Source organism: Streptomyces hokutonensis, assembly GCF_000376565.1.
GTDB lineage: Bacteria > Actinomycetota > Actinomycetes > Streptomycetales > Streptomycetaceae > Streptomyces > Streptomyces hokutonensis.
Genome location: NZ_BARG01000038.1, coordinates 296,054 through 320,685, shown reverse-complemented (window position 1 = coordinate 320,685; position 24,632 = coordinate 296,054). Strand labels below are relative to the sequence as shown.

Below are 24,632 nucleotides of genomic sequence, written 5' to 3'. Positions count from 1 at the left end.
CGGTGGGGCAACCTGTCGCCGCCGTGTACCTACCTCAGCTCGACGAGCAGGTCGCCGCCCTCCACCTGCTGGATGCGGTTGATGGCGAGGCGGGAGACCCGGCCGGACTTGGGCGCGGTGATCGCCGCCTCCATCTTCATGGCCTCGATGGTGGCGACGGTGACCCCGGCCTCCACCTCGTCGCCCTCCTCCACCGCGAGGGTGACGACGCCCGCGAACGGGGCTGCCACATGGCCGGTGTTGGCGCGGTCGGCCTTCTCGGTGACGGGGATGTCGGAGGCCGCGGCGGAGTCGCGGACCTGGATCGGACGGAGCTGGCCGTTGAGCGCGGACATCACGGTGCGCATCCCGCGCTCGTCGGCCTCGCCGACGGCCTCCAGCTCGATGAGGAGCCGGACGCCCGGTTCCAGGTCGACCGTGTACTCCTTGCCGGGCCGGATGCCGTAGAAGAAGTCCTTGCTGTCGAGGACGCTGGTGTCGCCGTAGGTCTGGCGGTGCGTCTCGAACTCCCGCGTGGGGCCGGGGAACAGCAGGCGGTTGAGGGTGGCGCGGCGGTCCTTGTCGAGGGCCGTGCGGTCCTCCGGGGAGAGTTCCTGTACGGGCTTGGGGGCGGCGCGGCCCTGGAGTGCCTTGGTGCGGAACGGCTCGGGCCAGCCGCCGGGCGGGGTGCCCAACTCGCCGCGCAGGAAGCCGATCACGGAGTCGGGGATGTCGTAGCGGTCGGGGGACGCCTCGAAGTCGGCGGGGCTGACGCCGGCGCCGACCAGGTGCAGGGCGAGGTCGCCGACGACCTTCGACGACGGGGTGACCTTCACCAGGTGGCCGAGGATGCGGTCGGCGGCGGCGTACATCGCCTCGATGTCCTCGAAGCGGTCGCCGAGGCCGAGCGCGATGGCCTGGGTGCGCAGGTTGGAGAGCTGGCCACCGGGGATCTCGTGATGGTAGACGCGCCCGGTGGGTGAGGCGAGGCCCGCCTCGAAGGGGGCGTAGATCCTGCGGACACTCTCCCAGTACGGCTCCAGGTCGCCAATGGCCTGGAGATCGAGGCCTGTTGGGCGGTCGGAGTAGTCGGTCGCGGCGACGATCGCGGACAGGGACGGCTGCGAGGTCGTTCCCGCCATGGAGGCCACCGCGCCGTCGACGGCGTCCGCGCCGGCCTGGATCGCGGCGAGGTAGGTGGCGAGCTGGCCGCCCGCCGTGTCGTGGGTGTGCAGGTGCACCGGCAGGCCGAACTCGCGGCGCAGCGCGGAGACGAGGGTCGCGGCGGCGGGCGCGCGCAGCAGGCCCGCCATGTCCTTCACCGCGAGGACGTGGGCGCCCGCCTCGACGATCTGCTCCGCGAGGCGGAGGTAGTAATCGAGCGTGTACAGGCGCTCGTTGGGGTCGGACAGGTCGGAGGTGTAGCAGAGGGCGACCTCGGCGATCGACGTTCCGGTGGCGCGTACGGCGTCGATGGCCGGGCGCATCTGGCCTACGTCGTTCAGCGCGTCGAAGATGCGGAAGATGTCGATGCCGGTGGCGGCGGCCTCCTGGACGAAGGCGTCGGTGACCTGGGTCGGATACGGCGTGTAGCCCACGGTGTTGCGCCCGCGCAGCAGCATCTGGAGGCAGATGTTGGGCACGGCCTCGCGCAGGGCGGCCAGCCGGTCCCAGGGGTCCTCGGCAAGGAAGCGCAGCGCCACGTCGTAGGTGGCGCCGCCCCAGCACTCCAAGGAGAGGAGTTGGGGCACGGTGTGGGCGACGACCGGGGCGACCGCGAGGAGGTCCTTGGTGCGGACGCGGGTCGCGAGGAGCGACTGGTGGGCGTCGCGGAAGGTGGTGTCGGTGACGCCGATCGTCGGTGATTCGCGGAGGTGGCGGGCGAAGCCCTCGGGGCCGAGTTCGGCGAGCAACTGCCGTGATCCGGCCGGGGGTTCGGTGGCGGGGACGGGCGGCAGCTTGGTGGTGGGGTCGATCAGGTCGGGGCGTTCGCCGTGCGGCTTGTTGACCGTGACGTCGGCGAGGTAGGTGAGCAGCTTGGTGCCGCGGTCGGCAGACTGACGGGCCGTCAGCAGTTGCGGGCGCTGCTCGATGAAGGACGTGGTGATGCGTCCGGCCTGGAAGTCGGGGTCGTCCAGCACCGCTTGCAGGAAGGGGATGTTGGTGGCCACACCGCGAATACGGAACTCGGCTACCGCGCGCCGGGCGCGGTTGACGGCGGTGGTGAAGTCCCGTCCCCGGCAGGTGAGTTTGACCAGCATGGAGTCGAAGTGCGCGCTGATCTCCGTACCGGCGTGGGTGGTTCCGCCGTCGAGCCGGATACCGGAGCCGCCGGGCGAGCGGTAGGCGCTGATCCGGCCGGTGTCGGGGCGGAAGCCGTTGGCGGGGTCCTCGGTGGTGATACGGCACTGGAGGGCGGCGCCGTGCAGGGTGACGGTCTCCTGCGAGAGGCCGAGGTCGGCGAGGGTCTCACCTGAGGCGATGCGCAACTGCGCCTGGACGAGGTCGACATCGGTGACCTCCTCGGTCACCGTGTGCTCGACCTGGATGCGCGGGTTCATCTCGATGAAGACGTGGTTGCCGTGCGGGTCGAGGAGGAACTCGACGGTGCCCGCGTTGCGGTAGCCGATCTCGCGGGCGAAGCGGACGGCGTCGGCGCAGATGCGGTCGCGCAGTTCGGGGTCGAGGTTGGGCGCGGGGGCCAGTTCGACGACCTTCTGGTGGCGGCGTTGCAACGAGCAGTCGCGCTCGAAGAGGTGGATGACGTTGCCCTCGCCGTCGGCGAGGATCTGCACCTCGATGTGGCGGGGGTCGACGACGGCCTTCTCCAGGAACACCGTGGCGTCGCCGAACGCGGACATGGCCTCGCGGGCGGCGGCCTCGATGGACTCGCGCAGGGTGGCGGGGTCCTCGACGCGGCGCATGCCGCGCCCGCCGCCACCGGCGACGGCCTTCACGAAGACCGGGAAGCCGATCTCCTCGGCGGCGCGCACCAGTTCGTCGACGTCGGTGGAGGGGGCCGAGGAGCCGAGCACGGGTACGCCGGCCGCGCGGGCGGCGGCGACGGCGGTGGCCTTGTTGCCGGTCAGCTCCAGGATATGGGCGCTGGGGCCGACGAAGGTGATGCCCGCCTCCTCGCAGGCGCGGGCGAGTTCGGGGTTCTCGGAGAGGAACCCGTAGCCCGGGTAGACCGCGTCCGCTCCCGCGCGCCGTGCCGCGCGGACGATCTCGTCGACCGAGAGATAGGCGCGGACCGGATGTCCGGGCTGGCCGATCTCGTAGGCCTCGTCGGCCTTGAGCCGGTGCAGCGAATTGCGGTCCTCGTGGGGGAAGACCGCGACCGTTCGCGCGCCCAGCTCATAGCCGGCGCGGAACGCCCTGATCGCGATCTCTCCACGGTTGGCGACCAGCACCTTGCGGAACATTCCGGATCCCTTCAGCCTGCCGGTGACGTGCACCATGGTGTCGGCGTCACCCCTATAACGCCATGTGAGCCGGGACACTAGTCGCAAACGTGTCGCGCGACGCGCTTCAACGGGCCGACGGTAAAGAAATCGCATGGTCTAGTCCAAAGTGGGATTTGGTCCAGTCCAATCCATTGACGTGGCCGCGACACAGCCAGAAGCTGGGCGCCTCCCCCACTCCCACCGGAGGCACAACGTGACACGTCTTCGCGCATGTCTCGGCGCGGCAGCCGCCGTGACGCTCGCCGCCGCGGGCACGACCGCTCTCATCGCGACCAACGCCCAGGGCGCGACCAACGCGGCCACCGCACTGAGCAACCGCTGGTACGCCGCGGCGCCCTACCTGATGCCGACGGACAACAACCCGCCCGACGCCGGCACCATCATGGACGCCACCGGCCTCAAGGCCTTCCAGCTCGCCTTCGTCCTCGCCCCCAACGGCGGTGGCTGCACCCCCACTTGGGGAGGCACCTCACCGGTCTCCTCGGACACCGCCGTCCAGTCGGTCATCAACACGATCCGCGCCAAGGGCGGCGACGTCTCCGTCTCCATCGGCGGCTACGGCGGCACCAAGCTCGGCCAGGCCTGCTCGGACCCGGCCTCGACGGCCGCGGCCTACCAGCAGGTCATCACCAAGTACGGCCTGCACGCGATCGACTTCGACCTGGAGGAGCCGGAGTACGAGAACACCGCGGCCATCCACAACGAGATCGGCGCGGCCAAGATCCTCCAGCAGAACAACGCGGGCCTGTACGTCTCCGTCACCACGGCCGGTACGGCGGACGGCACCGGCTGGTTCGGCAAGCAGATGCTGCTGGAGGCGAAGTCGCAGGGGTTCACCCCGAACAACTTCTCCATCATGCCGTTCGACGGCGGCTTCAACGGCGCGGCCTCGCAGACCAGCGCGCTCACCAACTTCAACTCCATCCTGCAGTCCACGTTCGGCTGGGACTCGGCGACCGCGTACGCCCACGAGGGCTTCTCGGGCATGAACGGGCGCAGCGACACCGGCGAGTACTTCACCCAGGCCGACTTCCAGACGGTCCTGAACTACGCCACCAGCCACAACATGGACCGCTTCACGTTCTGGTCCCTCAACCGCGACCGCCAGTGCAGCCCGGTCGACAACGGCGGCACCACGTCCGGGACCTGCTCCAGCGTGGCGCAGAACGCGTGGGACTTCGCCAAGTACTCGGTCCAGTTCGCGGGCGTGACCCCGCCGACCACGACACCGACCCCGACGCCCACGCCGACCCCCGGCACGTGCAAGACGGCGTGGAGTTCCACCGCGGTCTACACCCAGGGCAACGAGGTGTCGTACGGCAACCACAACTGGGTCGCCAAGTGGTGGACCCAGAACGAGGTGCCCGGTGCCTCCCAGTGGGGCCCCTGGCAGGACGAGGGCGCCTGCTGATCCGGCGGGATCAGCAGGGAGATGGGCTGCGACGTCGAGTAGGCCTTGGGAAGGGCGTACTCGACGTCGCTGTCCGATGTCCCGCTGCCCGAAGTCCGTTGCTAGCGAAGGATGTTGACCGCCCGCGCGACCACCAGGACGACGATCGACACGGAGACCGAGGACTGGCCCATCATCAGCATCTTGGCCCAGCGCGAGAGCGGCATCACGTCGGTCGGGCTGAAGGCCGTGGAGTTGGTGAAGGACAGGTACAGGTAGTCCAGGAACGCCGGTTCCCAGTCCTTCGGCGCGGTCTCCGGGCTCTGCATCTGGACGAAGAGGAAGTCGGCGTAGGGATGGCTGCCCATGACCCGCGCCATGGGTCCGCCCCGGTCCCATTCCCAGTACCAGAGCGCGAACACGATGACGTTCGTGAGCCAGATGCCGCCGCCGGTCAGCAGGAGTGGCCCGGCGTCCAGCCCCTCTGTGCCTCTCACCAGGCCCACCACCAGCCGGGCCGCCGACCAGCTGTTGGCCAGGCTGATGACCCCCGTCAGCACCAGACTCGGCCAGCGCAGCCACCGCGTGCCGGGCTCGATCCGCCGCGGATTGGCGATGAACAGACCGACCATGAGGACGAGTTCCAGGGTGGGCAGCAGCCAGTACGGCTGGAAGGCGAGCCGGTGCGGCAGCATCAGCTGCACGGCGACCGCCACCAGGATCACTGCCGACACGGCCCACCGCGTCTCCCCGCGCGTGACCTGCCGCCACGCGGGCACCACATCGCGCCTGCCGTCCTCCAGCAGCCGCTCGATCCTGGCCAGGCGGCTCTCGGGGTCGTCTCTGTCGTCCGTCATGACACCGATTGTCCCCGGCCCGGGGTCGGTTCCATGACGCGCCCCACCCTGGATGGGCTGATCGCGGTCATCCCCGCAGCGGCTCCGCCAGCCGCCCCAACAACCCCGCGACCAGCGCCGTCTGCCCGGGCACCGTGTCCGGATAGATGAACTCCCCCTGCGCATGCGCCCCGTCGCCGACCGCCCCCATGCCGCACAGCACCGGCAGCCCGAGCGCGGCGACGAAGTTGGCGTCGCTGGCGCCGCCGACGGCGGTGTCGCGCAGGGGCGCGCCGCCCTGCTCGCGGGCCACCTCGCGGGCGAGGTCGAGCAGCGGGGCGGAGGCCGCGTTGAGGGTCATCGGCGGGCGGTTCCAGGCGTGGTCGATGTCGATGCGGACGCGCGGGTCGCTGACCTTGATGGCGTCCAACTCGGCGTCCACCCTGTCCTGTTCGGCCGCGCTGCTCACCCGGATGTCGACGCCTGCGGTCGCCTGCCCGGCGACGACGTTGATGGCCGAACCGCCCTTGATGAGCCCGGTGTTGATGGTGGTACCCCGCTCCGGAGCGGCGACGTCCGCGGCGGCCACCACGAACTCCGACAGCGCGGTGATCGCGCTCGCCCCGTCCTGCGGTGCGAGCCCCGCGTGGGACTCGACACCGGTGGCCGTGACCTGGAAGATCCCGGTGCCCTTGCGGGCGGTCTTCACCGCGCCGTGGGCACTCGGCTCAAGAACGAGCGTCGCATCCACCTTCCGCGCGAGCTCCTCGATCACCGGGCGCGAGGAGAGAGAACCGATTTCCTCGTCGCCGTTGAAGAGGAAGGTGACGGTCGGCAGGGGCGCTCCGCTCTCCCTGGCCAGCTTCAGGGCCCAAATACCCTGCGCCAGACCGGTCTTCATGTCGAAGATGCCCGGCCCGCTGAGCCTCGCCCGCCCGTCCTCGGACGCCCCGGGCTGCTCCCATCCGGCGAGGGTTCCGGTCGGCCACACGGTGTCGTAGTGCCCGATGAGCGCCACATGGCCGGCATCGGAACCTGCGTAGGTCAGAGTGAGGGTGTCGCCGCACTCTCCGCCCGGGTGCCGCTGTTCGTGGTCGGGGCGGCCGAGGCGTTCGACGGTCAGCTCGCGCAGCAGATCCAGGCCGGTCGCGAGGGCGGGAAGGTCGTAGCTGCCGGTCTCGTGGCGGACGAGGGTCAGGATGTCGTCGACGATCCGCGACGAGGCGTCCTGGGCGCGGGTGGTGAGGGTGGCGGTGGGTGCGGGTGAGGCGGTCATGGTCTGCTTTCTTCTCCGAACCGGCGGGTGACGGTGGTCAGTTGGGGTTCAGCCGATGCCGAGCGGGATGCCCAGCAGGTACCAGGCCACGAAGAACGCGACCCAGACGACCCAGACGACGGCGGCGATGGGGATCGTGAAGGAGGCCAGGGTGCCGATGCCGGCCGACTTGCGGTACTGCTGGATGAAGCCCAGGGCCATGACGAAGTAGGGGCTCATCGGGGTCACGCAGTTGGTGACCGAGTCGGCGACGCGGTAGACGGCCTGGGTGGTCTCGGGGTCGATGCCGATGAGCATCAGCATGGGCACGAGGACGGGTGCGGCCAGCGCCCACAGTGCGGAGCCGCTGGTGATGACGAGGTTCATGAAGGTGATCAGCACGGCGATGCCGACGAGCACCGTCCAGCCGTGGAGGTGCAGGTCGCGCAGCGCCTCGGCGCCCTTGATCGCCAGGATGTTGCCGATGTTCGTCCACTTGAAGTAGGCGAGGAACTGGGCGATCGCGAAGAACAGGACGAGGATCGGCGCCATCGAGCGCGTGCCGTCCACCATCGCGCCGATGCTGTCGCGGGCGGCGGTGAACGTGCCGGCCATCCGGCCGTAGACGGTGCCGAGCACGGCGAAGAACACGCCCAGGACGAGCGCCATCCCGCCGATGAGCGGGGAGTTGACGATGCCGCCGCCCTCGCCGCGCAGGGGTGAGGAGGCGGGGATCATGGCGGCCGCGAGGAACGCGAGGAAGCCGACGGCGACCAACCCGGTGGCGCGCAGGGCGCGTTGCTGCCGTTCGGTGATCTCGATCGCGGCCAGTTCCTCGGCGTCGGGCGCGGCGATCGGCTCGTCGGGTTCCAGGTCGGAGCGGCGGGCGAGGACCTTGTCGACGACGAGCGTGATCACGAGCGCCACCAGGATCGAGGAGCCGAGGCCGAAGAAGTAGTTGGCGACCGGGGTGACGACGTAGTGCGCGTCGATGGTGTGGGCGGCGGCCGTGGAGATCCCGGACAGCAGGACGTCGGTGGTGGTGAGCGACGGGGAGGCGTCGTAGCCGGCGGCGATCGAGACGTAGGCGACGACACAGCCGAGGACGGGGCTGCGGCCGGCCGCGCGGAAGACCAGGGCGCCGAGCGGGATGAGGGTGACGTAGGCGGCGTCGCCCGCGACATGGCTGACCATGGCCGTCATCGACAGGGCGAAGGTGAGGTACCGGCCCGGCACGCGGGCGACCATGCGGCGCAGCAGGGCGGAGAAGAGTCCGCTCTTCTCGGCGACGGCGATGCCGAACATCACGGTGAGGATGGTGGCCAGCGGCGGGAAGGCCGCGTAGTTGTCGACGGCTCCCTCCACGGCCATGGTCAGGCCGTCCTTGCTGAGCAGGTTCTGCACCTTGATGGTCTCGTGCGTGCCGGGGTGCACGGCGCTCAGACCGGTCGCCGCCAGGACGGCGCTGAGCACGGCGACGGCGCCCGCGAGGATCCAGAACAGCCAGAAGGGGTTGGGGAGTCGGTTCCCGATCTTCTCGATCGCCGCCAGGCCCCGGAACGCGGTGCGCAGGGCCCTCGACCGAGGCTCGGTGGACTGCGGCTGAGGCTGGGCCGAGGTGACACTCATCGGTACCTCTTCACACATGGGGGGATGTTCCTGCGAACGATGGCATCTCAATGAGAGATTCTCCATCCCCTAGATGTAACGGTGGGATTAAACGGCATCTAGAGTGAGACCCATGACCCGTCCTCTCCTCGACGAGCTCGACCGGCGCCTCATCGGCGCGCTGCACCTGGCGCCCCGGGCCACCTGGGACGACATCGGCGAGATCCTGGCCGCCGACGCCAGCACGCTCAAACGGCGCTACGACCGCCTGCACGAGGCCCGCATGGTGCGCGTGATCGGACAGGCCGACTGGGGCATCCACTCCACGGCGATGCCGGTCCACGTCTTCCTGGACATCACCGGCGAGAGCCCCCTGGCCGTCCTGCACCGGCTCCGCGGCCTGCCCCATCTCCAGCTGCTGGCGCAGATCTCGGGCGACTACCCGCTCTACGCCGTCGTGCACGCCCCGTCGGAGGCGGCGACCAGCGAGGCGATCGACCGGATGTTCTCCGTGCCCGGTGTCCGCCGCGTCAACGCGCTGCCCGCGCTCAGCACGCTGCGCCGGGGCCGGACCTGGGACCCGCAGTTCCTCACGGACACCGAGCGCGCCGAGCTGCTGAAGCTCGCCGGCGCCCGCCCCGAGGGCACCGCGACCGCGACACCCCCGGCGAAGCCGCTGAGCGAGGCGGAGCGCGGTGTCATCGCCGAGCTGCTCCGGGACAGCCGCGTTTCCGCCGCGAGCGTCTCGCGGGCCACCGGCCTGGCCACCTCCACCGCGCACCGCGTCGTCCGCCGGGTCCTGGACGAGGGATGGGTCAAGCCGCGCCTGGAGATCGTGTCGGAGTGGCTCGGCTTCCAGACCGCGTTCATCCTGCGCCTGCGGGTCGCGCCGGGGGCTACCCCCGAGGTCATGCACCGCATCGACCAGCTCCCGCAGACCCGGCTCGCCGCGCATGTGGCCAGCGACATGTCGGTGCTCGCCACCGGCCTGGTGACCGACCGCTCCGCCCTGGCGCGCTTCGTCGACGACGAGCTGGCCAGGATCCCCGGCCTGCTCGGCGTCAGCGTCGCCGTCATGCTCGCCGAGCCGCGCCGCTACTGGCTGGACCGCGACCTGACCACCGGCCTCGGCACCTTCCACGCACCGGCGCTGCTCTGAGCGGACCCTCGCGCGTCAGCCGGTGCCGAAGGACCCCGTGGCGTAGGCGCACTCCGTGTAGATGTAGCCCGACCTGAGCTTGGCCGTGTCCGAGGCCGGGCTCGCGGTCGAACTGTCCGGCCGGTGCACGAAGTACGTGGTGCCGGTCGGCAGACTGATCGTCTTCTGCGGGTAGTTCTTGCCGCCGCTGCACGGCTTGAACCCGGACAGCAGGGTGGTGGACAGGGAGTACGTCGTGCAGCTGCCGCAGGCCTTGAGCGTGAAGCTGCCGGTGACCGGTCCGGTATACAGGACGGTGATGTCGTCGGGGCTGTCGTTCTTGACCGTGACGGAGATGCTGCCGCCGGACGCCATCGTCGGCAGCTTCTTGCCCGCGGCGGGGACCGTCTGGGCCACCTCGGCGGCGATCGCGATCTTCTTGGCGCGGGCCCGGTTCTTGTCGTGCGTGTTGTTCTTCACGAAGTCGTTCATCGTGGAGAGCGCCGAGTCGAAGTCACCCGACTTGTACTGCGAGACACCGCACTGATAGGCCCCGGCGCCGGCCTGGCCGTCGGCCCGCGATGCGTCGGCGCTCAGCTCGTCGGCCACGCCCGCCTGTCCGCCCTCCAGGGTCCCGATCTGGGAGGAGAGGCTCTTCAACTGCTCGACGGCCGCACACGGTTGGCTGCCGCCTACGCCCTGCGCCGCCTTGGTGACGGCCGACTTGACGGCCGGTTCGACCTGGCCCGCCTGGGACGACTGCGGGAACGTGGACAGCAGATCCCCGAAGTTCGTCGGCCAGTCGGCGCTCTGCGTGGCCAGCGAGGCGGAGGCGCATTCGTAGAGGGAGGTGGCCAGCCGGTCGTCCGGCCAGGTGGTCAGAGTGCCCAGCTGCTTCTTGCCGATGGTGCCGGGGACGGTCCGCAGATACTTCAACTGGGGTATCGCGTCACAGTAGTTCTTCTGCGCATAGGCCCCGGCGACCGTCGTGTAGAACGTCTTCAGCCGGTCGGGGACCTTGCCTGCGGCCCGCGAACCGGAGTGCGCGGTGGTGAGGTTGTCGTACACCGCCAGCGCCTGACGGTAGTGGGGCTCGGCCGCGGAGAACGACAACCTCCCGCTGTCCGCCACGAGTTGGTCGGCCTTCTCCAGCCGGTCGAGGAGCATCTGCTGGGTCGCCTCGTCACGGGCGTTGTCGTAGAGCACGACTCCCCCGGCGGGTACGGCGAGCAGCACCAGGCCCAGCACGATGGCGATCGGTGCGGCCGCGGGCCAGGCCAGCCGGGTGCGCAGACCGACCAACGCGCCGTGGACGGCGGCGAACACGAGGAACACGACGTACAGCACGACGAGCGGGCCCGAGACGCCGTCAGGGTCGGCGGGCAGCGCCACCAGCAGCAGGACGACGGTCGCGACCCAGCACACGGCCATCAGCAGCCAGCGGCGCGTCAGCGCGTAACCGAGGCCGAGGCCACTGAGGTTGAGGAGGCCGACCGCGACGGATCTGAGTCGGTCCGGCGGCGCGGGTGGAGGTGAGGTGGGCATGGGTGGGACGGCGAAGCCCTGATACCCCTGATTTCCCTGGTATCCCTGATAACCGCCGTACTGGTCCCCGGACATGGTTCTCCCCCCGCTCAACAACGCCCCCGTTACCGTGACTTGTCAGTGTACGGTCGGGTTCGCCGCTAGGACAGTGGAGACCGTGGGCCACCTGCGCCCCTGAGCACCCTGGACAGTCCGAGCGCCGCCGTCCGTACCGCCGGGGCGAGTTGGGCGGGCCGGAAGCGGGTGCGCGGTACGGCGACCGAGAGGGCGGCGACCGCATTGTCGCCGGCGAACACCGGGGCCGCGATGCAGCTCACGCCCGAGGCCGCCTCCTGCTCCTCGTAGGCGAGGCCGGAGACCTGGATCTTCTCCAGGGCCGTGCGCAGCCGGGCCGGATCGGTGATCGAGTGCGGGGTGAGGCTCGGCAACGGTAGGGACAGCACCTCCTCCGTCAACTCGGCGCCGGAGAAGGCCAGTAGGGCCTTGCCGACCGCCGTGCAGGTCAGGGGAAGGCTGCCGCCGATGCGGGAGGGCAGTCGCAGGGCCTCGTGGCCGTGGATGCGTTCCAGGTAGACCACCTCCATGCCCTCGCGGACGCCGAGGTGGATGGTCTCGCGGGTGGCCTCGAACAGGTCCTGGAGGAAGGGCAGGGCCGTCTCGCGCAGATCGCGCCGGTGCGGCACGAGCGAGCCCAGCTCGAACAGCTTCGCGCCCAGCAGATAGCGCGGCCCCGAGCGCTCCAGCCAGCCCAGCCCGACGAGGTCGGCGGCCAGCCGGTGGACGGTGGGCTTGGGCAGTCCGGTGCGCTCCGAAAGTTCCGACAGGCGGTACGGTCCGCCGCTCGGACTGAAGCAGTCGAGGATGAGCGCGGCCTTCTCCAGCATGCTGCCGCCCGCGTTGTTCCGTGTCACGGAACAAAGATTGTCCCTTGGAGGGGATGCTGTCTATACCGAGGGGTGTACCCGCACTGCTCTCCCAGGAGGTAACCCGTGCCCACCGTGCCCGACGGCGCCCGTCCGGACGCCGTGTCCCCGGCCGTGGTCAAGGCGGCCGACGTGCTGGCGGAGGCCACCCGTACCGGGGTCGCCTGTCCGCCCGTACGCGATCTGCTCGACGTAGGCGGCCTGGAGACCGCCTACGCCGTGCAGCAGCTGAACGTCCGGCGCGGTCTGGACGCCGGCCGCCGTATCGTCGGCCGCAAGATCGGCCTAACCTCGCCCGCCGTACAGCGCCAACTCGGCGTGGACCGGCCGGACTTCGGGGCGCTGTTCGCCGACATGGCGGTGCCGGACGGCGGCGAGGTGCCCGTGGGCCGGCTGCTCCAGCCGAAGGTGGAGGCGGAGGTCGCGCTGGTCCTCGGCCGGGACCTGCCGCATCCCGAGTGCACGATCGTCGACGTGCTGCGCGCGGTGGACTTCGCGCTGCCCGCGCTGGAGATCGTCGACAGCCGGGTGCGGAACTGGGAGATCTCCCTCGTCGACACCGTCGCCGACAACGCCTCCTGCGGTCTGTACGTCCTGGGCGGCACGCCCGTACCGCTGACCGCCGTGGACCTGCGCGCGGTCACGATGACCATGAGCAGGGACGGCGAGACCGTCTCCGAGGGCACCGGCGCCGACTGTCTCGGCAGCCCTCTCACCGCGGCGGTCTGGCTGGCCTCGGCCCTCGCCGAGCGGGGCGACCCGCTGCGCGCGGGCGACCTCGTGCTGACCGGCGCCCTCGGCCCGATGACCCCGGCCGCGCCCGGAGACACCTTCGAGGCGCACATCTCGGACCTGGGCTCGGTACGGGTCCGCTTCGCCACGGAAGGGAACGGCAAGTGACGACCAAGGTCGCCATCATCGGCTCAGGCAACATAGGCACCGACCTCCTGATCAAGGTCCTGCGCCTCTCCGAGACCCTGGAGATCGCCGCACTGGCCGGCATCGACCCGGACTCCGACGGCCTGGCCCGCGCCCGCCGCCTCAAGGTCGCCACCACCCACGAGGGCGTCGAAGGACTCGTCAAACTGGACGAGTTCGCCGACGTGGACCTCGTCTTCGACGCCACCTCGGCAGGCGCCCACCGCCACCACGAAGAGGTCCTACGGCCCCTGGGCCGCGCCCTCGTCGACCTCACCCCGGCCGCCATCGGCCCGTACGTCGTCCCGCCGGTCAACGGCGAGGCCCACCTCGACGCCCCGAACGTCAACATGGTCACCTGCGGCGGCCAGGCCACGATCCCGATCGTCGCCGCCGTGGGCGCCGTGTCACCGGTCCACTACGGCGAGATCGTCGCGTCCATCGCCTCCCGCTCCGCCGGCCCCGGCACCCGCGCGAACATCGACGAGTTCACCGAGACCACCTCCCAGGCCATCGAGGCGGTCGGCGGCGCCGCACGCGGCAAGGCGATCATCGTCCTCAACCCCGCGGAACCCCCGCTGATCATGCGGGACACCGTGCACTGCCTGGTCTCCGACTGCGCGACCGAGGCGGTCACCGCGTCCGTCGAGGAGATGGTCGGCCGCGTCCAGGCGTACGTGCCCGGCTACCGCCTCAAGCAGCAGGTGCAGTACGACAAGGTGGCGGCCGACGACCCGCTGCGCACCCTCGCGCCGGGCGCGGGCGAGCTGCTCAAGGTCTCGGTGTTCCTGGAGGTCGAGGGTGCCGCCCACTACCTCCCCGCCTACGCCGGAAACCTCGACATCATGACCTCGGCCGCCCTGCGCACCGCGGAACGCATGGCCGCCCGCACTGCCAAGGAGACAGCCAAGTGACCCCGTCCCTCTACGTCCAGGACGTCACCCTGCGGGACGGCATGCACGCCGTGCGCCACCGCTACACCGTCGACCAGGCCCGCGCGATCGCGGCCGCCCTGGACGCGGCCGGAGTGGCCGCCATCGAGATCGCCCACGGCGACGGACTGTCGGGCTCCAGCATCAACTACGGCGTCGGCGCGCACACCGACTGGGAGTGGATCGAGGCCGTCACCGACGCCGTACGGCAGGCGGTCCCGACAACCCTCCTCCTGCCGGGCATCGGAACCGTCCACGACCTCAAGCAGGCCCACGCCCTGGGCATCCGCTCGGTACGGGTCGCCACGCACTGCACCGAGGCCGACATCTCCGCCCAACACATCGCCGCCGCGCGGGAGTTGGGTATGGACGTGGCCGGGTTCCTGATGATGTCCCACATGGCCGAGCCGGCCGAACTCGCCCGCCAGGCCAAGCTGATGGAGTCCTACGGCGCCCACTGCGTGTACGTCACGGACTCCGGCGGCCGGTTGACGATGGACGGGGTACGGGACCGCTTCCGCGCGTACCGCGAAGTCCTCGCCCCGGAGACCGAGTTGGGGATCCACGCCCACCACAATCTCGCGCTGGGCGTGGCCAACACGGTCGTCGCGGTCGAGGGCGGCGCGATCCGCGTCGACGCCTCCCTCGCGGGCCAGGGCGCGGGCGCGGGCAACTGCCCGCTGGAAGCGTTCGTGGCGGTCGCCGACCTGATGGGGTGGAAGCACGGCTGCGACCTGTTCCCGCTGATGGACGCGGCCGACGATCTCGTACGACCGCTGCAGGACCGCGAGGTGAGGGTGGACCGCGAGACCCTCAGCCTCGGGTACGCGGGCGTGTACTCCAGCTTCCTGCGCCACGCCGAGACGGCCGCCGCCCGCTACGGACTGGACACGCGCAGCATCCTGGTCGAGGCCGGGCGGCGGGCGATGGTCGGCGGCCAGGAGGACATGATCACGGACATCGCGCTGGACCTGGTCGCCCGCGCGGCGAAGCCGGCCTGAGCCGGGCGGAGGAGAGGGGAGTCAGTTGGTCTAGTCCTCTTGACGGAGGACTCGGAGAGTTGTTTGGTATATACCAAAGCCTTTCGCGCTCCACCCCCCACAACTCCCCCTCCCCATAGGCACCCCCGAAAGGGGATCTGTCATGCGCCTGGCAAGACTCGCGGCCTCCGTGTGCACCCTCGCGCTCTCGGTCACCGGCGTCACCGTCGCCCTGGCCCCCGCGAGCAGCGCCGCGGGAAGCAGCGTCTACTCCGTGGCCCCCTACGTCGACATGTCGAACAGTCAGGAAGGACTGCTCGACACCGCCATCACCGGACACCAACTCAAGGCGTACACAGCGGCCTTCGTCCTCGGCGTCGGCTGCAACCAGATCTGGGGCGACACGCTCCCCATCGGCAACGACTCCTTCACCGACCCCCTGATCGCCAAGGCGAAGTCCGAGGGCGCGTCGGTCATCATCTCCTCCGGCGGCGCGAGCGGCGAGCCGCTGGCCTGGACGTGCTCGACGCAGAGCAGCATCGACGCCGGATACCAGGCCATCATCAACGACTACGGCGTCACGCAGCTCGACTTCGACATCGAGGGCGCCGCCATCGCGGACACCGCCGCGGTGGCCCGCCAGATGCAGGCGATGAAGGACCTCAAGGCGTCCAACCCGAACCTGAAGTTCTCCATGACCCTGCCGGTGCTGACGAGCGGGCTGACCGGCGACGGCGTCAACATCGTCAAGGCCGCCAGGACCGCGGGCATCAAGATCGACGTCCTCAACATCATGGCCATGGACTACTACGCGGGCACCGGCACCGAGATGGGGCAGGCCGCCGTCTCCGCGGCCAAGGCCACGCTGGCGCAGATGCAGTCCGTCGACTCCGGCTACACCTACGCCAACCTCGGCATCACCCCGATGATCGGCAAGAACGACGACGGCTCCACCTTCACCCTGGCGGACGCCCAGACGGTGGAGAGCTTCGCCGCGCAGAACAGCGTCGGCCGGCTGGCGTTCTGGGCGATCACTCGGGACCAGGCGTGCGGCGGCAACGCCAACTCCCTGCCCACGTGCAGTCAGATCAGCCAGAACAGCCTCGCGTTCACCGACGCGTTCGTGCCCTACACGGGCACGGGCACGGGCGGCGGCGGAGGCACCACGAGCGACTTCTCACTCTCCCTGTCACCGGGCTCCGCCTCGGTGGCCCAGGGCGGTTCGGCGACCTCGGCCGTCTCCACCGCCGTCACCTCCGGCAGCGCCGAGTCCGTCAGTCTCACCGCCTCCGGCGCACCCTCCGGTGTCAGTGTCTCGTTCAGCCCGAACTCCGTGACGTCCGGGGGCAGTTCGACACTGACGGCGACGGTCGGCTCGTCCGTGGCCGCGGGCAGTTACCCGATCACCGTCACCGGCACCGCCGCGACGGGCAGCCACAGCGCGACGTACACGCTCACCGTCACCAGCAGCACTGGCGGAGGCGGCGGCGGGGGCTCGCTGACCAACGCGGGCTTCGAGACCGGAAGTCTGAGCCCGTGGAGCTGCACGGGCGGCAGCGCGGTGGTCTCCAGTCCCGTACACAGCGGAAGCCACAGCCTTCAGGTCACCCCGAGCTCCAGCGCCACCGGCGAATGCGACCAGACCGTCACCCTGTCCCCCAACAAGAGCTACACACTCACCGCCTGGGTCCAGGGACCGTACGCCTACCTCGGGGTGAGCGGCGGCGCCTCCGCGAGCACCTGGTCCAACAGCACGAGCTGGAACCAGCTGTCGGTCCCCTTCACCACCGGCAGCAGCGGAACGGTCACCGTCTACGTCCACGGCTGGTACGGCCAGTCCAACGTCACCGCGGACGACTTCACGCTCAGCTAGTGACCCGCCGACGTACCGGCGCCGGTGCCCAGGGGACCCCTGTCCTCCTGGGCACCGTCGGCGTCGACCGGGACGACCGGCTCACGGCGGTTGTGGCGGCGGATGACCAGCCACGTTATCCAGCCGACGCCGATGATGAACCCGAAGCTGATGATCCGGTAGAGCACGACCGTGGCGATGGCGGTGCTGGTCGCCACGCCACCCGTGACCAGGCCGAGGACGAGCGCGCTGTCGATGATGCCGAGTCCGCCCGGGATGATCGTGAGGGTGCCGGCGGCCATGCCCGCGCAGAAGGCGAGCAGCAGTTGGGCGTTGCTGATCTGCGTGTCGCTTATGGCGTGGAAGCAGAGCCACAGACAGCCCGCGTCGAGCAGCCAGTTGAGCACGGCGAAGACGGCGGCGGCGACGGCGTGCCGGGGTTGCAGCCGGGCGGTGCGGAGTTGATCGACGAAGCCGCGGATCCGGTCGAGGCCCTGGGTCTCGGGAAGGTGCCGCAACTTGTTGACCTTGGCGAGCGCGGCCCGGGTGGCCGGTTCGACCTTCTCCGGGTGCCGGGTGATGCGCCGGATGCCGACGGTGAGCAGCAGGACGGCCAGGCCGAGGGTGACGAGGCTGTGCCACTGCAGACTGCCGTCGGAGGCGATCGCGGAGATCGCGGTGACGACGGCCAGGGCCGCCGCGGAGAGGATGCCGGACAGCGCGATGCACCAGGAGGCGACGGCGGGGGTGGCTCCGAAGCGGCGCATCTGCTGGTAGTTGAAGTGGGTGGAGAAGGCCGGTCCGCCGGGCAGTGTGACGCTGAGCGAGTGCGCGGCGTAGGCCAGGGCGACGTGCTTCTGGATCGGCACGATCACCCCGGCCGAGCGCAGCAGCCGACGCTGCATGCGCGCGTAGCAGCCCATGGCGGCGACTTCGGCGACGAGCGCGACGGCGAACCAGTTCAGGCGGGGTGCGCGCAGCTGTGACAGCGCCGCGGCGAGCGACGGCCAGCCGAGCACCAGTTCGGTGGTGAACAGCGCGAGCAGGACCGTGATCACCACCGGGCGCAGCCAGCGCCGGGTGCGATGCGGCGCCGTGTCGGCCGGTTCGGGGGTGATGGCGGTGGTGTCCGGAGCGTGCACAGGCAGGACCGTCGATTTCGTGAAGTGAGCTTCAACCGTCGGCGATCCCGGCGCCGCTCTAGGCGGGGACGGTGTTCTCCGAGCGGACGAGGGAGCGGGCGCCGAGGCTGAACTGTGCCCAGTTTATGCACGATGGCCCGGCGGACCGGAGTGTGCCCCCGTTCGTTCGTTGCGCGCCTACGCGATCGTGCGGGCCCCCGCTGCACGAAGGGGCCCGCATCGCACCGGAGTTCAGACGGAGTCGGCGTGCTCCTCGTCGCGGCTGGTCTCCGCCGCCTTCGGCTCCTGCTCGCCGGCCGCGCGGCGGCCTGGCAGGACCGCGAGGACGATCAGCGTGCCGGCGGCCATGATGATCCCGCCGACCAGGCTGGTCTGCGCGACACCGTGGGCGAAGGCCTCGTGCACGGCGTCGACCAGTGCCTGGGCCTGCTGCGGTCCGGCGGACGGCGTCTTCGCGATCTCCTGGGCGACCGCCAGGCCGCCGCCGACCGAGTCCTTGGCGGTGTCGAGGGCGGCGGCGGGGAGATGGCCGCCGACCAGGTCGGTCAGCTTGTCCTTGTAGACGGTGCCCAGCAGCGAGCCGAGGATGGCGATACCGAGCGAGCCGCCCAGTTCCAGCGCGGTGTCGTTGGCGCCGCCGCCGACACCGAGCTCGTTCTCCGGGAAGGAGCCCATGATCGTGTCCGTGGCGGGCGAGACGCTCAGTCCGACCGCGAAACCGAGCAGCATCAGCGTGGGCAGGAAGTCGCCGTAGGTGGAGGTCTTGTCGACCTGGGTGAGCAGGAGGACGGCCACGGTGCCCAGCACCATGCCGGTCACCACCATCGGCTTCATGCCGAGCCTGGGGGTGAGCCGTCCGGTGACCGCGGCGCCGAGGAACACGGCTCCGGCCAGCGGCAGCAGTCGTACGCCGGTCTCCAGCGCGTTGTAGCCGAGGACGAACTGCAGGAACTGCGTGGCGTAGTAGATCGAGCCGAAGGTGCCGAAGAAGAAGAACAGCACCGCTGTCATCGAGCCGCTGAAGGGGCGGTGGGCGAACTTGCGGACGTCGAGCATGGGGCGCGGGTGGCGCAGCTCCCAGGCCACGAAGGCGGGCAGTCCTACGGCGGCGACGACGGCCGCGGTGACCGGTCCGGCGCCCCAGCCGAAGTGCGGGCCCTCGATGATCGCGTAGACGAGGCTGCCGACCGAGACGATGGAGAGCAGACCGCCCACGTAGTCGATGCGGAACTTCGTGTCCGCCTTGGACGGCGGGACGAGGACCAGGGCGCCGACCACCGCGAGGACGGCGATGGGGACGTTGATCAGGAACGTGGAACCCCAGGCGTGGCTCTCGAGCAGCCACCCCGCGACCAGCGGGCCGACGGCGATGGCGAGGCCCGAGGTGGCGGTCCAGGCCGTGATGGCCCGCGCCCGCTCGTGCTTCGGGAAGATCGCGACCAGCAGGGACAGCGTGGCCGGCATGACCACGGCCGCACCCACGCCCATGGTCGCGCGGGCGGCGATGACGAGCCCGGTCTCGTGGACGAGGCTGCCCATGACCGATCCGCCGGCGAAGATCAGCAGGCCGGTGACGAGGGCGCCGCGGCGGCTGTACTTGTCGCCGATCGAGCCCAGGACGAGCATCAGCGCGGCGTACGGGACGGTGTAGCCGTCGATGACCCATTGCAGATCGCTGCTGCTCAGGCCGAGGTCCGTGGTCATGGCGGGCGCGGCCACGATCAGCGAGGTGTTCGCCATGACCACGATCAGCAGGCTCAGGCACAGGACGATCAGGGCGGACCAGCGGCGTGCGTAGGGCCCGGCCATCCGGTCGACGGGGGTGGTGACGAAGAGCGGCATCGGGGACTCCTGGGGACGCATTAATTGCTCACTGATGTGCAGACTATTTTATTGCTCATTGATGTGCAACTATGCCGGGACGAGGCAGCCCCTCCAGGAGGTGTCGACGTGATCAGCCGCAGCAGCGCCAGGGCGCACGCCACCCGCGCCCGCATCCTGGAAGCAGCCCTGCGTGAACTGGGCCGTGACCCCGACTGCAGCCTCGGTGACATCGCCGGGGCGGCCGGCGTGGCCCGGCGCACCATCTACGGGCACTTCACCGGGCGGGCCGAGCTCGTCCAGGGCCTCGCCGCGGACGCCGGGGAGGCGGTACGGCGGGTGAGCGCCGACACGCACGCGCCGACGCCGGACGCCGTGACCGCGCTGGCCCGCTTCGTCCTGGCCCTGTGGCCGGTCGGCGACCGCTACCGCACGCTCCTCGGACTCGCCCACCGCGACCTCGGCCCCGACGCGATCGACGCGCTGCTCCGCCCGGCCCGCGAGACCGTCAGCGGGATCCTCGCCCAGGGCCAGCAACAGGGCGTCTTCCACACCACCGTCCCGCCGGGACCGCTCAACCGAGCCCTGGAGGCACAGATGCTGGCGCTCCTGGAATGCGTCAACTCCGGCCTCTGGAACGACGACGGCACGGCCGCCACCACCGCCGCCCTCATCACCGCCGGCGTCGGACGCGACAGCGCCGCCGCCGCGGTTCACCATCTGCGATCGTCCAGCTGAAGGAGACCTCATGGACCAACACCGGTACGACTACGCCGACTTCACGTACGGGGCGTACGAGCCCGACGACACCCGCCCGCCGCGCACGAACCGGCGCCCGGTGGTCATCGCGGTCGGCGCGCTCGTCGCGCTGCTCGTCGTTCCCGTCGCCGTCGACCGCTTCGCGACGGCGCGGGTCGAGTCCCGTACGGCCAAGGCCTTCCAGGAGGGCATGCATACGCCCTCGGCGCCGGAGGTCCATGTCCGGGGCTTCCCCGTGCTGACCCAACTGGCCGCCGGCACCCTGCGGCACGTGGACATCACCGCCCACGACATACCGGCGAGCGACACCACCGGCCCGCTTCCGGTGAGCCAACTCTCGGTCCGTCTCGCCGGGTTGAGGAAGTCGGACGACGACAAGGAGGCGCTGGCCCGCTCGGCGGAGGCGACCGCCCTGCTGTCCTATCAGGACCTGTCCGACACCCTCGGCGTTGAGATCTCCCGCGGCACCCGCCCCGACCAGGTCCGCGCGAAGGTCCCGCTCGCTCCCGGTGCCGACGTCACCGTGGCGGCGACCGTCTCCGTACTGTCCGGCAACCGCATCGCCTTCAAGGACTTCCAGGTCACCGGCGGCCTGCTGCCCGAAGTGGGGCGCGCGGCGCTCACCCAGGTCTTCGAGCGGCCGATACAGCTGCGGAACATCCCCGAGGGACTGCGACTGCGGTCCGTCACCGCGACGGAGAGCGGGCTCAGCGCCCGGCTGTCGGGCGAGTCGGTCACCTTCCGGTCCGACGGCGGCGCGGGGAGCGGTTCGGCGTGAGTCGACTCGCCGTACCGGGTTGCCGGTCGAGGGCTCAGTCGTCCGCGCCCGAGATCTGGTCCACCACGTCACGCGCCTGCTTCTCCGGCACACCGGCGGCGATCAGGGCGGCGACGGCCACGTGCGTGCCGTCGTCCTCCAGCTCTCCGGTGTTGACCTCTTCGAGCAGCGCGACCGTCATGGCCTCGAGTCCGGCGCTCAGCACGGCGGCAGGCAACTGCGTGTGGAAGACGCCCTCGCGCTGTCCGCGGTCCAGGATGGCTGCGGCGGCGGCGCGGGCCGGTGCCAGGATCTCGGTCACCCGCTCGACGCCCAGGTCACGGCGGGTCAGGGCCAGCAGGAGCCGGTAGCGGTCGCCCACGGTCCACATCGACAGGACGAAGCGCGCGAACGCCCGGTCGGCCGACTCCGGCTCCGCCGGTTCCGGTTCGGCGGGCAGCGCGGACTTCAGCGCCTCCGAGCCCTCCTCGGCCAGCGCCTCCAGCAGCGCCTCCCGGCCGGGGAAGTGCCCGAACAGGGTGCGCCGGACCACGCCGGAGGCCCGGGCCAGTTCCTCCAGGGTGATGTCCGGATTCCGGCCGAGTTCCCGGCGGGCCGTGGCCAGGATGCGTTCCCGGTTGGAGCGCGCGTTGCTTCGCTGGGGGACTCGGGCCGGGGGCTTGGTCACGGACAACCTCGGTGAAGTACGGGAACGGCGGAGCGGGGACTGGTGGTACGTCCAGTCTGGCACGGTCCAGCGCCCGTCCGGCGTCCCGACCGTCCGCTCAGTAGGGCCGAAGGTAGCGATCCAGGCGGGAACGCGCCCGGTTCACGCTGAGTCCCAGCGCCTTGCCGAGCGCCTCGCCCGACACGTCGTCGGCCCGCACCCCGTACGCGGCCTCCCTGCCGACCCGGACCGCCATGCGCTCCAGCATGGCCACCGCCTTCAGCGCGGCCACCGGCGCCGTCTCGGCGAGCGCGTCGAGCCGTTCTTCCAACTGCTCCATCAGATCGGAGAGTTCCTCAGGCAACGGGACCGTACGGCGTTCGACCGCGCTGATGTGCTCCCACCAGTCCTCGTACGCGTCGGACGTGTCCAGGTCGTCCAGGTCGTGGTCCTCCACCTGGTCCCAGTCGATGGGATGGCTCTCGCCACGCCAGCCGCACACACAGGAGGCCCGCCAGGCCGCCGCCTTGGGGCGGCCCAGCCAGCCGTTGTACGCCCACCACTCGCGCGTCTGGAATCCGTTGGTGCCACTGCCCACGTCCAGATACACGGGTTTGGGCTCACTGCCGTCGGCGAGGGTCGCCCCCACGATGCCCTCGTGGGACTCCCCGAACTCCTCACTCCGCCACGCCACAACTCCCCCTTCCGGCAACCCTGTCACGACCGGACCGGCACCCTGGGTGCCGGTCCGGTCACAGTACGAGAGTCCCGCGGAACGGACGTCCGAGGAGGACGAATTCACCCAACAGACCGGATTGTTGGGCGGGATGGGCCCGTCAGGCGACCGCGGGATCGAGCAGCCCGGCACGCAGCCGCCGGAGCATACGGCTGATGAGGCGCGAGACATGCATCTGGGAGACGCCGAGCTCCTCGCCGATCTCGGCCTGGGTGCGCTCCTCGACGTAGCGCATGTGGATGATCTTCCGCTCGCGGTCGTCGAGTTGGGCGATCAGGGGGGCCAAGGAGCTGAGGTCGTCGACCAGTTCGAGGCCCGGGTCGTCCTCGCCGATGACGTCGGCGAGCACGGTCTCGCCCTCGCTGCCGGCGTCGGAGCTGAGCGCGGCGTCGAGCGAGGAGGAGGTGTAGCCGTTGGACGCCTTGCGGGCCTCGATGACCTCTTCCTCGGTCAGGCACATCAGCTCGGACAGTTCCCGCGTGGTGGGCGTACGGCCGAGGCGTGAGCGGAGTTCCTCGGTCGCCTTGGCGAGCTCGACGCGGGCCTCCTGGAGCCGGCGCGGCACATGGACGGCCCAGCTGGTGTCGCGGAAGAAGCGCTTGATCTCGCCCACGATGTAGGGGACGGCGAACGAGGTGAACTCGACCTGGCGGGTGAGTTCGAAGCGGTCGATCGCCTTGATGAGTCCGATCGTGCCGACCTGGACGATGTCCTCCATCTCGTTGTTGCTGCGGCTGCGGAAGCGCGCCGCCGCGTAGCGCACGAGCGAGAGGTTCATCTCGATCAGGGTGTTGCGCACGTACTGGAACTCGTGGGTGCCCTCCTCCAGCGAGGTCAGCCGGTCGAAGAACTGGCGCGACAGTTCACGCGCGTCCTTCGGGCTCACCTTCGACGGCTCCGCGATCAACGGGAGCGACTCCTCGGTCGCAACCCGCCGCCCTGCCGTGGCCGCTGCCTTCGCTGCCGTCACGGCTCCCATAACGCCCACCCCATTCGTTCGAACGAACTTCCGTCAACAGGCCCCTGCCCCGGTTCACGCGTCTCACTCCCCCTTGTTCGGTCAAATCCGGGGCGAGCGCGCGACTTTCGGTTCGGAGGTCGACCGGGCGGCTCACACGCCCTTGCGGCCGACGCCCGCGTAGACCCAGTACTCGGACGGGTTCTCCGGGATCTCGTCCGCCGGATCCGGGCGCCACAGGGGGACGTAGGTCAGACCGGGTTCGACGAGGTCGAAGCCGTCGAACAGGCCGAGGATCTCGTCGTGGGAGCGGGCGGTGACGGGCGAAGTGGCCTTGGAACGGTACAGCTTGCCGACGGCCGCGGCGGTGTCCGGGCGGTCCTGGTTCGTCGCGTGGCTCAGCGCGAGCCAGCTGCCCTCGGGCAGCGCGTCGCGGAACTCGGCGACGATGCCGGCCGGGTCCTCCGCGGGAGTGATGAAGTGCAGGATCGTGATCATCAGGACGGCGACCGGCTGCTCGAAGTCGATCAACTTCCTTACCTGCGGGGCGGACAGGACCTCGGCCGGCCGCCGGATGTCGCCGTCGACGATGTCCGCGTCCGGGTTGTCGGCGAGAAGGGAGGTGCTGTGCGCGACGGCCACCGGGTCGTTGTCGACGTAGACCACGCGGGCGCCGGGGCTGGCCGCCTGCGCGACCTCGTGGACGTTGCCCTGGGTGGGGATTCCCGAGCCGAGGTCGATGAACTGCCGTACCCCGGAGGCGACCAGGAAGCGCACCGCCCGCCCGAGGAAGTCGCGGTTGGCCCGGGCCAGGGTGCGCACCTGGGGGTCGATCGCGGTGAACGCCGCCAGCGCCTCGCGGTCTATGGCGAAATTGTGTTCACCGCCCAGCATCGCGTCGTACATTCGGGCGACACTCGCCTTGTCGGGATCGATCCCCTGCGGCAGACCTCCACTACCCGGCACTGC

Annotated in this window: 20 protein-coding genes; 8 read left to right on the top strand and 12 right to left on the bottom strand. The window is 70.4% G+C overall.

The genetic code is table 11. The features are described 5' to 3' along the window. Positions 1 to 29: 29 nt before the first annotated feature. Positions 30 to 3,404 (bottom strand): pyruvate carboxylase, encoded by a 3,375-nt coding sequence (locus SSP08S_RS24020; protein ID WP_019070189.1) that lies wholly within the window; start codon positions 3,402 to 3,404, stop codon positions 30 to 32. A gap of 235 nt (positions 3,405 to 3,639) precedes the next feature. On the opposite strand from SSP08S_RS24020, the gene SSP08S_RS24015 reads away from it, so the two are divergent. Further along, the gene (locus tag SSP08S_RS24015) at positions 3,640 to 4,857 is read left to right on the top strand and encodes a chitinase (RefSeq protein ID WP_026178779.1); all 1,218 of its coding nucleotides are present in this window, start codon (positions 3,640 to 3,642) and stop codon (positions 4,855 to 4,857) included. Positions 4,858 to 4,958: 101 nt separating this feature from the next. On the opposite strand, the gene SSP08S_RS24010 is transcribed toward SSP08S_RS24015, so the two are convergent. From SSP08S_RS24010 to SSP08S_RS24000, 3 genes are all read right to left on the bottom strand, one after another. Then, positions 4,959 to 5,693: a hypothetical protein gene (locus SSP08S_RS24010; protein ID WP_019070187.1), complete on the bottom strand. Its 735-nt coding sequence runs from the start codon at positions 5,691 to 5,693 to the stop codon at positions 4,959 to 4,961. Between the two features lie 67 nt (positions 5,694 to 5,760). Then, on the bottom strand, positions 5,761 to 6,948 hold the full coding sequence (locus SSP08S_RS24005; RefSeq protein ID WP_019070186.1) for a M20 family metallopeptidase: 1,188 nt from the start codon (positions 6,946 to 6,948) through the stop codon (positions 5,761 to 5,763). Between the two features lie 48 nt (positions 6,949 to 6,996). Then, a complete protein-coding gene (locus SSP08S_RS24000) occupies positions 6,997 to 8,556 on the bottom strand; it encodes an AbgT family transporter (protein ID WP_019070185.1) in 1,560 nt (519 codons plus the stop codon). A gap of 112 nt (positions 8,557 to 8,668) precedes the next feature. On the opposite strand from SSP08S_RS24000, the gene SSP08S_RS23995 reads away from it, so the two are divergent. Then, positions 8,669 to 9,694, top strand: coding sequence for an Lrp/AsnC family transcriptional regulator (locus tag SSP08S_RS23995; protein ID WP_019070184.1), 1,026 nt, complete (start codon positions 8,669 to 8,671; stop codon positions 9,692 to 9,694). Between the two features lie 15 nt (positions 9,695 to 9,709). On the opposite strand, the gene SSP08S_RS23990 is transcribed toward SSP08S_RS23995, so the two are convergent. Then, entirely contained in the window at positions 9,710 to 11,218 is a 1,509-nt protein-coding gene (locus SSP08S_RS23990; protein ID WP_019070183.1) for a hypothetical protein, read from the bottom strand. A 140-nt stretch (positions 11,219 to 11,358) separates the two neighbouring features. Then, positions 11,359 to 12,102 (bottom strand): IclR family transcriptional regulator, encoded by a 744-nt coding sequence (locus SSP08S_RS23985; protein WP_026178777.1) that lies wholly within the window; start codon positions 12,100 to 12,102, stop codon positions 11,359 to 11,361. A 105-nt stretch (positions 12,103 to 12,207) separates the two neighbouring features. On the opposite strand from SSP08S_RS23985, the gene mhpD reads away from it, so the two are divergent. The 4 genes from mhpD to SSP08S_RS23965 all read left to right on the top strand — a co-directional run bounded on the left by mhpD (position 12,208) and on the right by SSP08S_RS23965 (position 16,844). Then, positions 12,208 to 13,041, top strand: a complete 834-nt coding sequence (gene mhpD, locus SSP08S_RS23980) for a 2-keto-4-pentenoate hydratase (protein WP_019070181.1) — start codon at positions 12,208 to 12,210, stop codon at positions 13,039 to 13,041. Beyond that, positions 13,038 to 13,973: an acetaldehyde dehydrogenase (acetylating) gene (locus SSP08S_RS23975; RefSeq protein ID WP_019070180.1), complete on the top strand. Its 936-nt coding sequence runs from the start codon at positions 13,038 to 13,040 to the stop codon at positions 13,971 to 13,973. Before mhpD ends, SSP08S_RS23975 begins: the two co-directional genes overlap by 4 nt. Then, positions 13,970 to 14,992: a 4-hydroxy-2-oxovalerate aldolase gene (dmpG, locus tag SSP08S_RS23970; RefSeq protein WP_019070179.1), complete on the top strand. Its 1,023-nt coding sequence runs from the start codon at positions 13,970 to 13,972 to the stop codon at positions 14,990 to 14,992. The genes SSP08S_RS23975 and dmpG overlap by 4 nt, the downstream gene beginning before the upstream one ends. 142 nt (positions 14,993 to 15,134) lie before the next feature. Continuing rightward, positions 15,135 to 16,844 carry a carbohydrate binding domain-containing protein gene (locus SSP08S_RS23965; protein ID WP_019070178.1) on the top strand — a complete coding sequence of 570 codons (1,710 nt, stop codon included), beginning with the start codon at positions 15,135 to 15,137 and terminating at the stop codon, positions 16,842 to 16,844. Here the strand turns inward: SSP08S_RS23965 and SSP08S_RS23960 are convergent. Both SSP08S_RS23960 and SSP08S_RS23955 read right to left on the bottom strand, forming a co-directional pair. Next, entirely contained in the window at positions 16,841 to 17,965 is a 1,125-nt protein-coding gene (locus SSP08S_RS23960) for a lysylphosphatidylglycerol synthase transmembrane domain-containing protein (protein ID WP_019070177.1), read from the bottom strand. The two genes, SSP08S_RS23965 and SSP08S_RS23960, sit on opposite strands and share 4 nt — an antisense overlap. 231 nt (positions 17,966 to 18,196) lie before the next feature. Beyond that, the gene (locus SSP08S_RS23955) at positions 18,197 to 19,807 is read right to left on the bottom strand and encodes an MFS transporter (RefSeq protein ID WP_019070176.1); all 1,611 of its coding nucleotides are present in this window, start codon (positions 19,805 to 19,807) and stop codon (positions 18,197 to 18,199) included. A 108-nt stretch (positions 19,808 to 19,915) separates the two neighbouring features. Here SSP08S_RS23955 and SSP08S_RS23950 point away from each other — a divergent pair, with 108 nt between their 5' ends. Both SSP08S_RS23950 and SSP08S_RS23945 read left to right on the top strand, forming a co-directional pair. Further along, positions 19,916 to 20,524, top strand: coding sequence for a TetR/AcrR family transcriptional regulator (locus SSP08S_RS23950; protein WP_019070175.1), 609 nt, complete (start codon positions 19,916 to 19,918; stop codon positions 20,522 to 20,524). Between the two features lie 10 nt (positions 20,525 to 20,534). Further along, positions 20,535 to 21,323, top strand: coding sequence for an LmeA family phospholipid-binding protein (locus tag SSP08S_RS23945; protein WP_019070174.1), 789 nt, complete (start codon positions 20,535 to 20,537; stop codon positions 21,321 to 21,323). 34 nt (positions 21,324 to 21,357) lie between these two features. Here SSP08S_RS23945 and SSP08S_RS23940 read toward each other — a convergent pair whose 3' ends face one another. From SSP08S_RS23940 to SSP08S_RS23925, 4 genes are all read right to left on the bottom strand, one after another. Further along, positions 21,358 to 21,990 (bottom strand): TetR/AcrR family transcriptional regulator, encoded by a 633-nt coding sequence (locus SSP08S_RS23940; protein WP_019070173.1) that lies wholly within the window; start codon positions 21,988 to 21,990, stop codon positions 21,358 to 21,360. A gap of 97 nt (positions 21,991 to 22,087) precedes the next feature. Then, positions 22,088 to 22,663 carry a hypothetical protein gene (locus SSP08S_RS23935; protein WP_019070172.1) on the bottom strand — a complete coding sequence of 192 codons (576 nt, stop codon included), beginning with the start codon at positions 22,661 to 22,663 and terminating at the stop codon, positions 22,088 to 22,090. A gap of 142 nt (positions 22,664 to 22,805) precedes the next feature. Beyond that, the gene (locus tag SSP08S_RS23930; protein ID WP_026178776.1) at positions 22,806 to 23,684 is read right to left on the bottom strand and encodes a SigB/SigF/SigG family RNA polymerase sigma factor; all 879 of its coding nucleotides are present in this window, start codon (positions 23,682 to 23,684) and stop codon (positions 22,806 to 22,808) included. A gap of 132 nt (positions 23,685 to 23,816) precedes the next feature. After that, the gene (locus tag SSP08S_RS23925; RefSeq protein WP_043259626.1) at positions 23,817 to 24,629 is read right to left on the bottom strand and encodes an SAM-dependent methyltransferase; all 813 of its coding nucleotides are present in this window, start codon (positions 24,627 to 24,629) and stop codon (positions 23,817 to 23,819) included. Between the last annotated feature and the right edge of the window lie 3 nt (positions 24,630 to 24,632).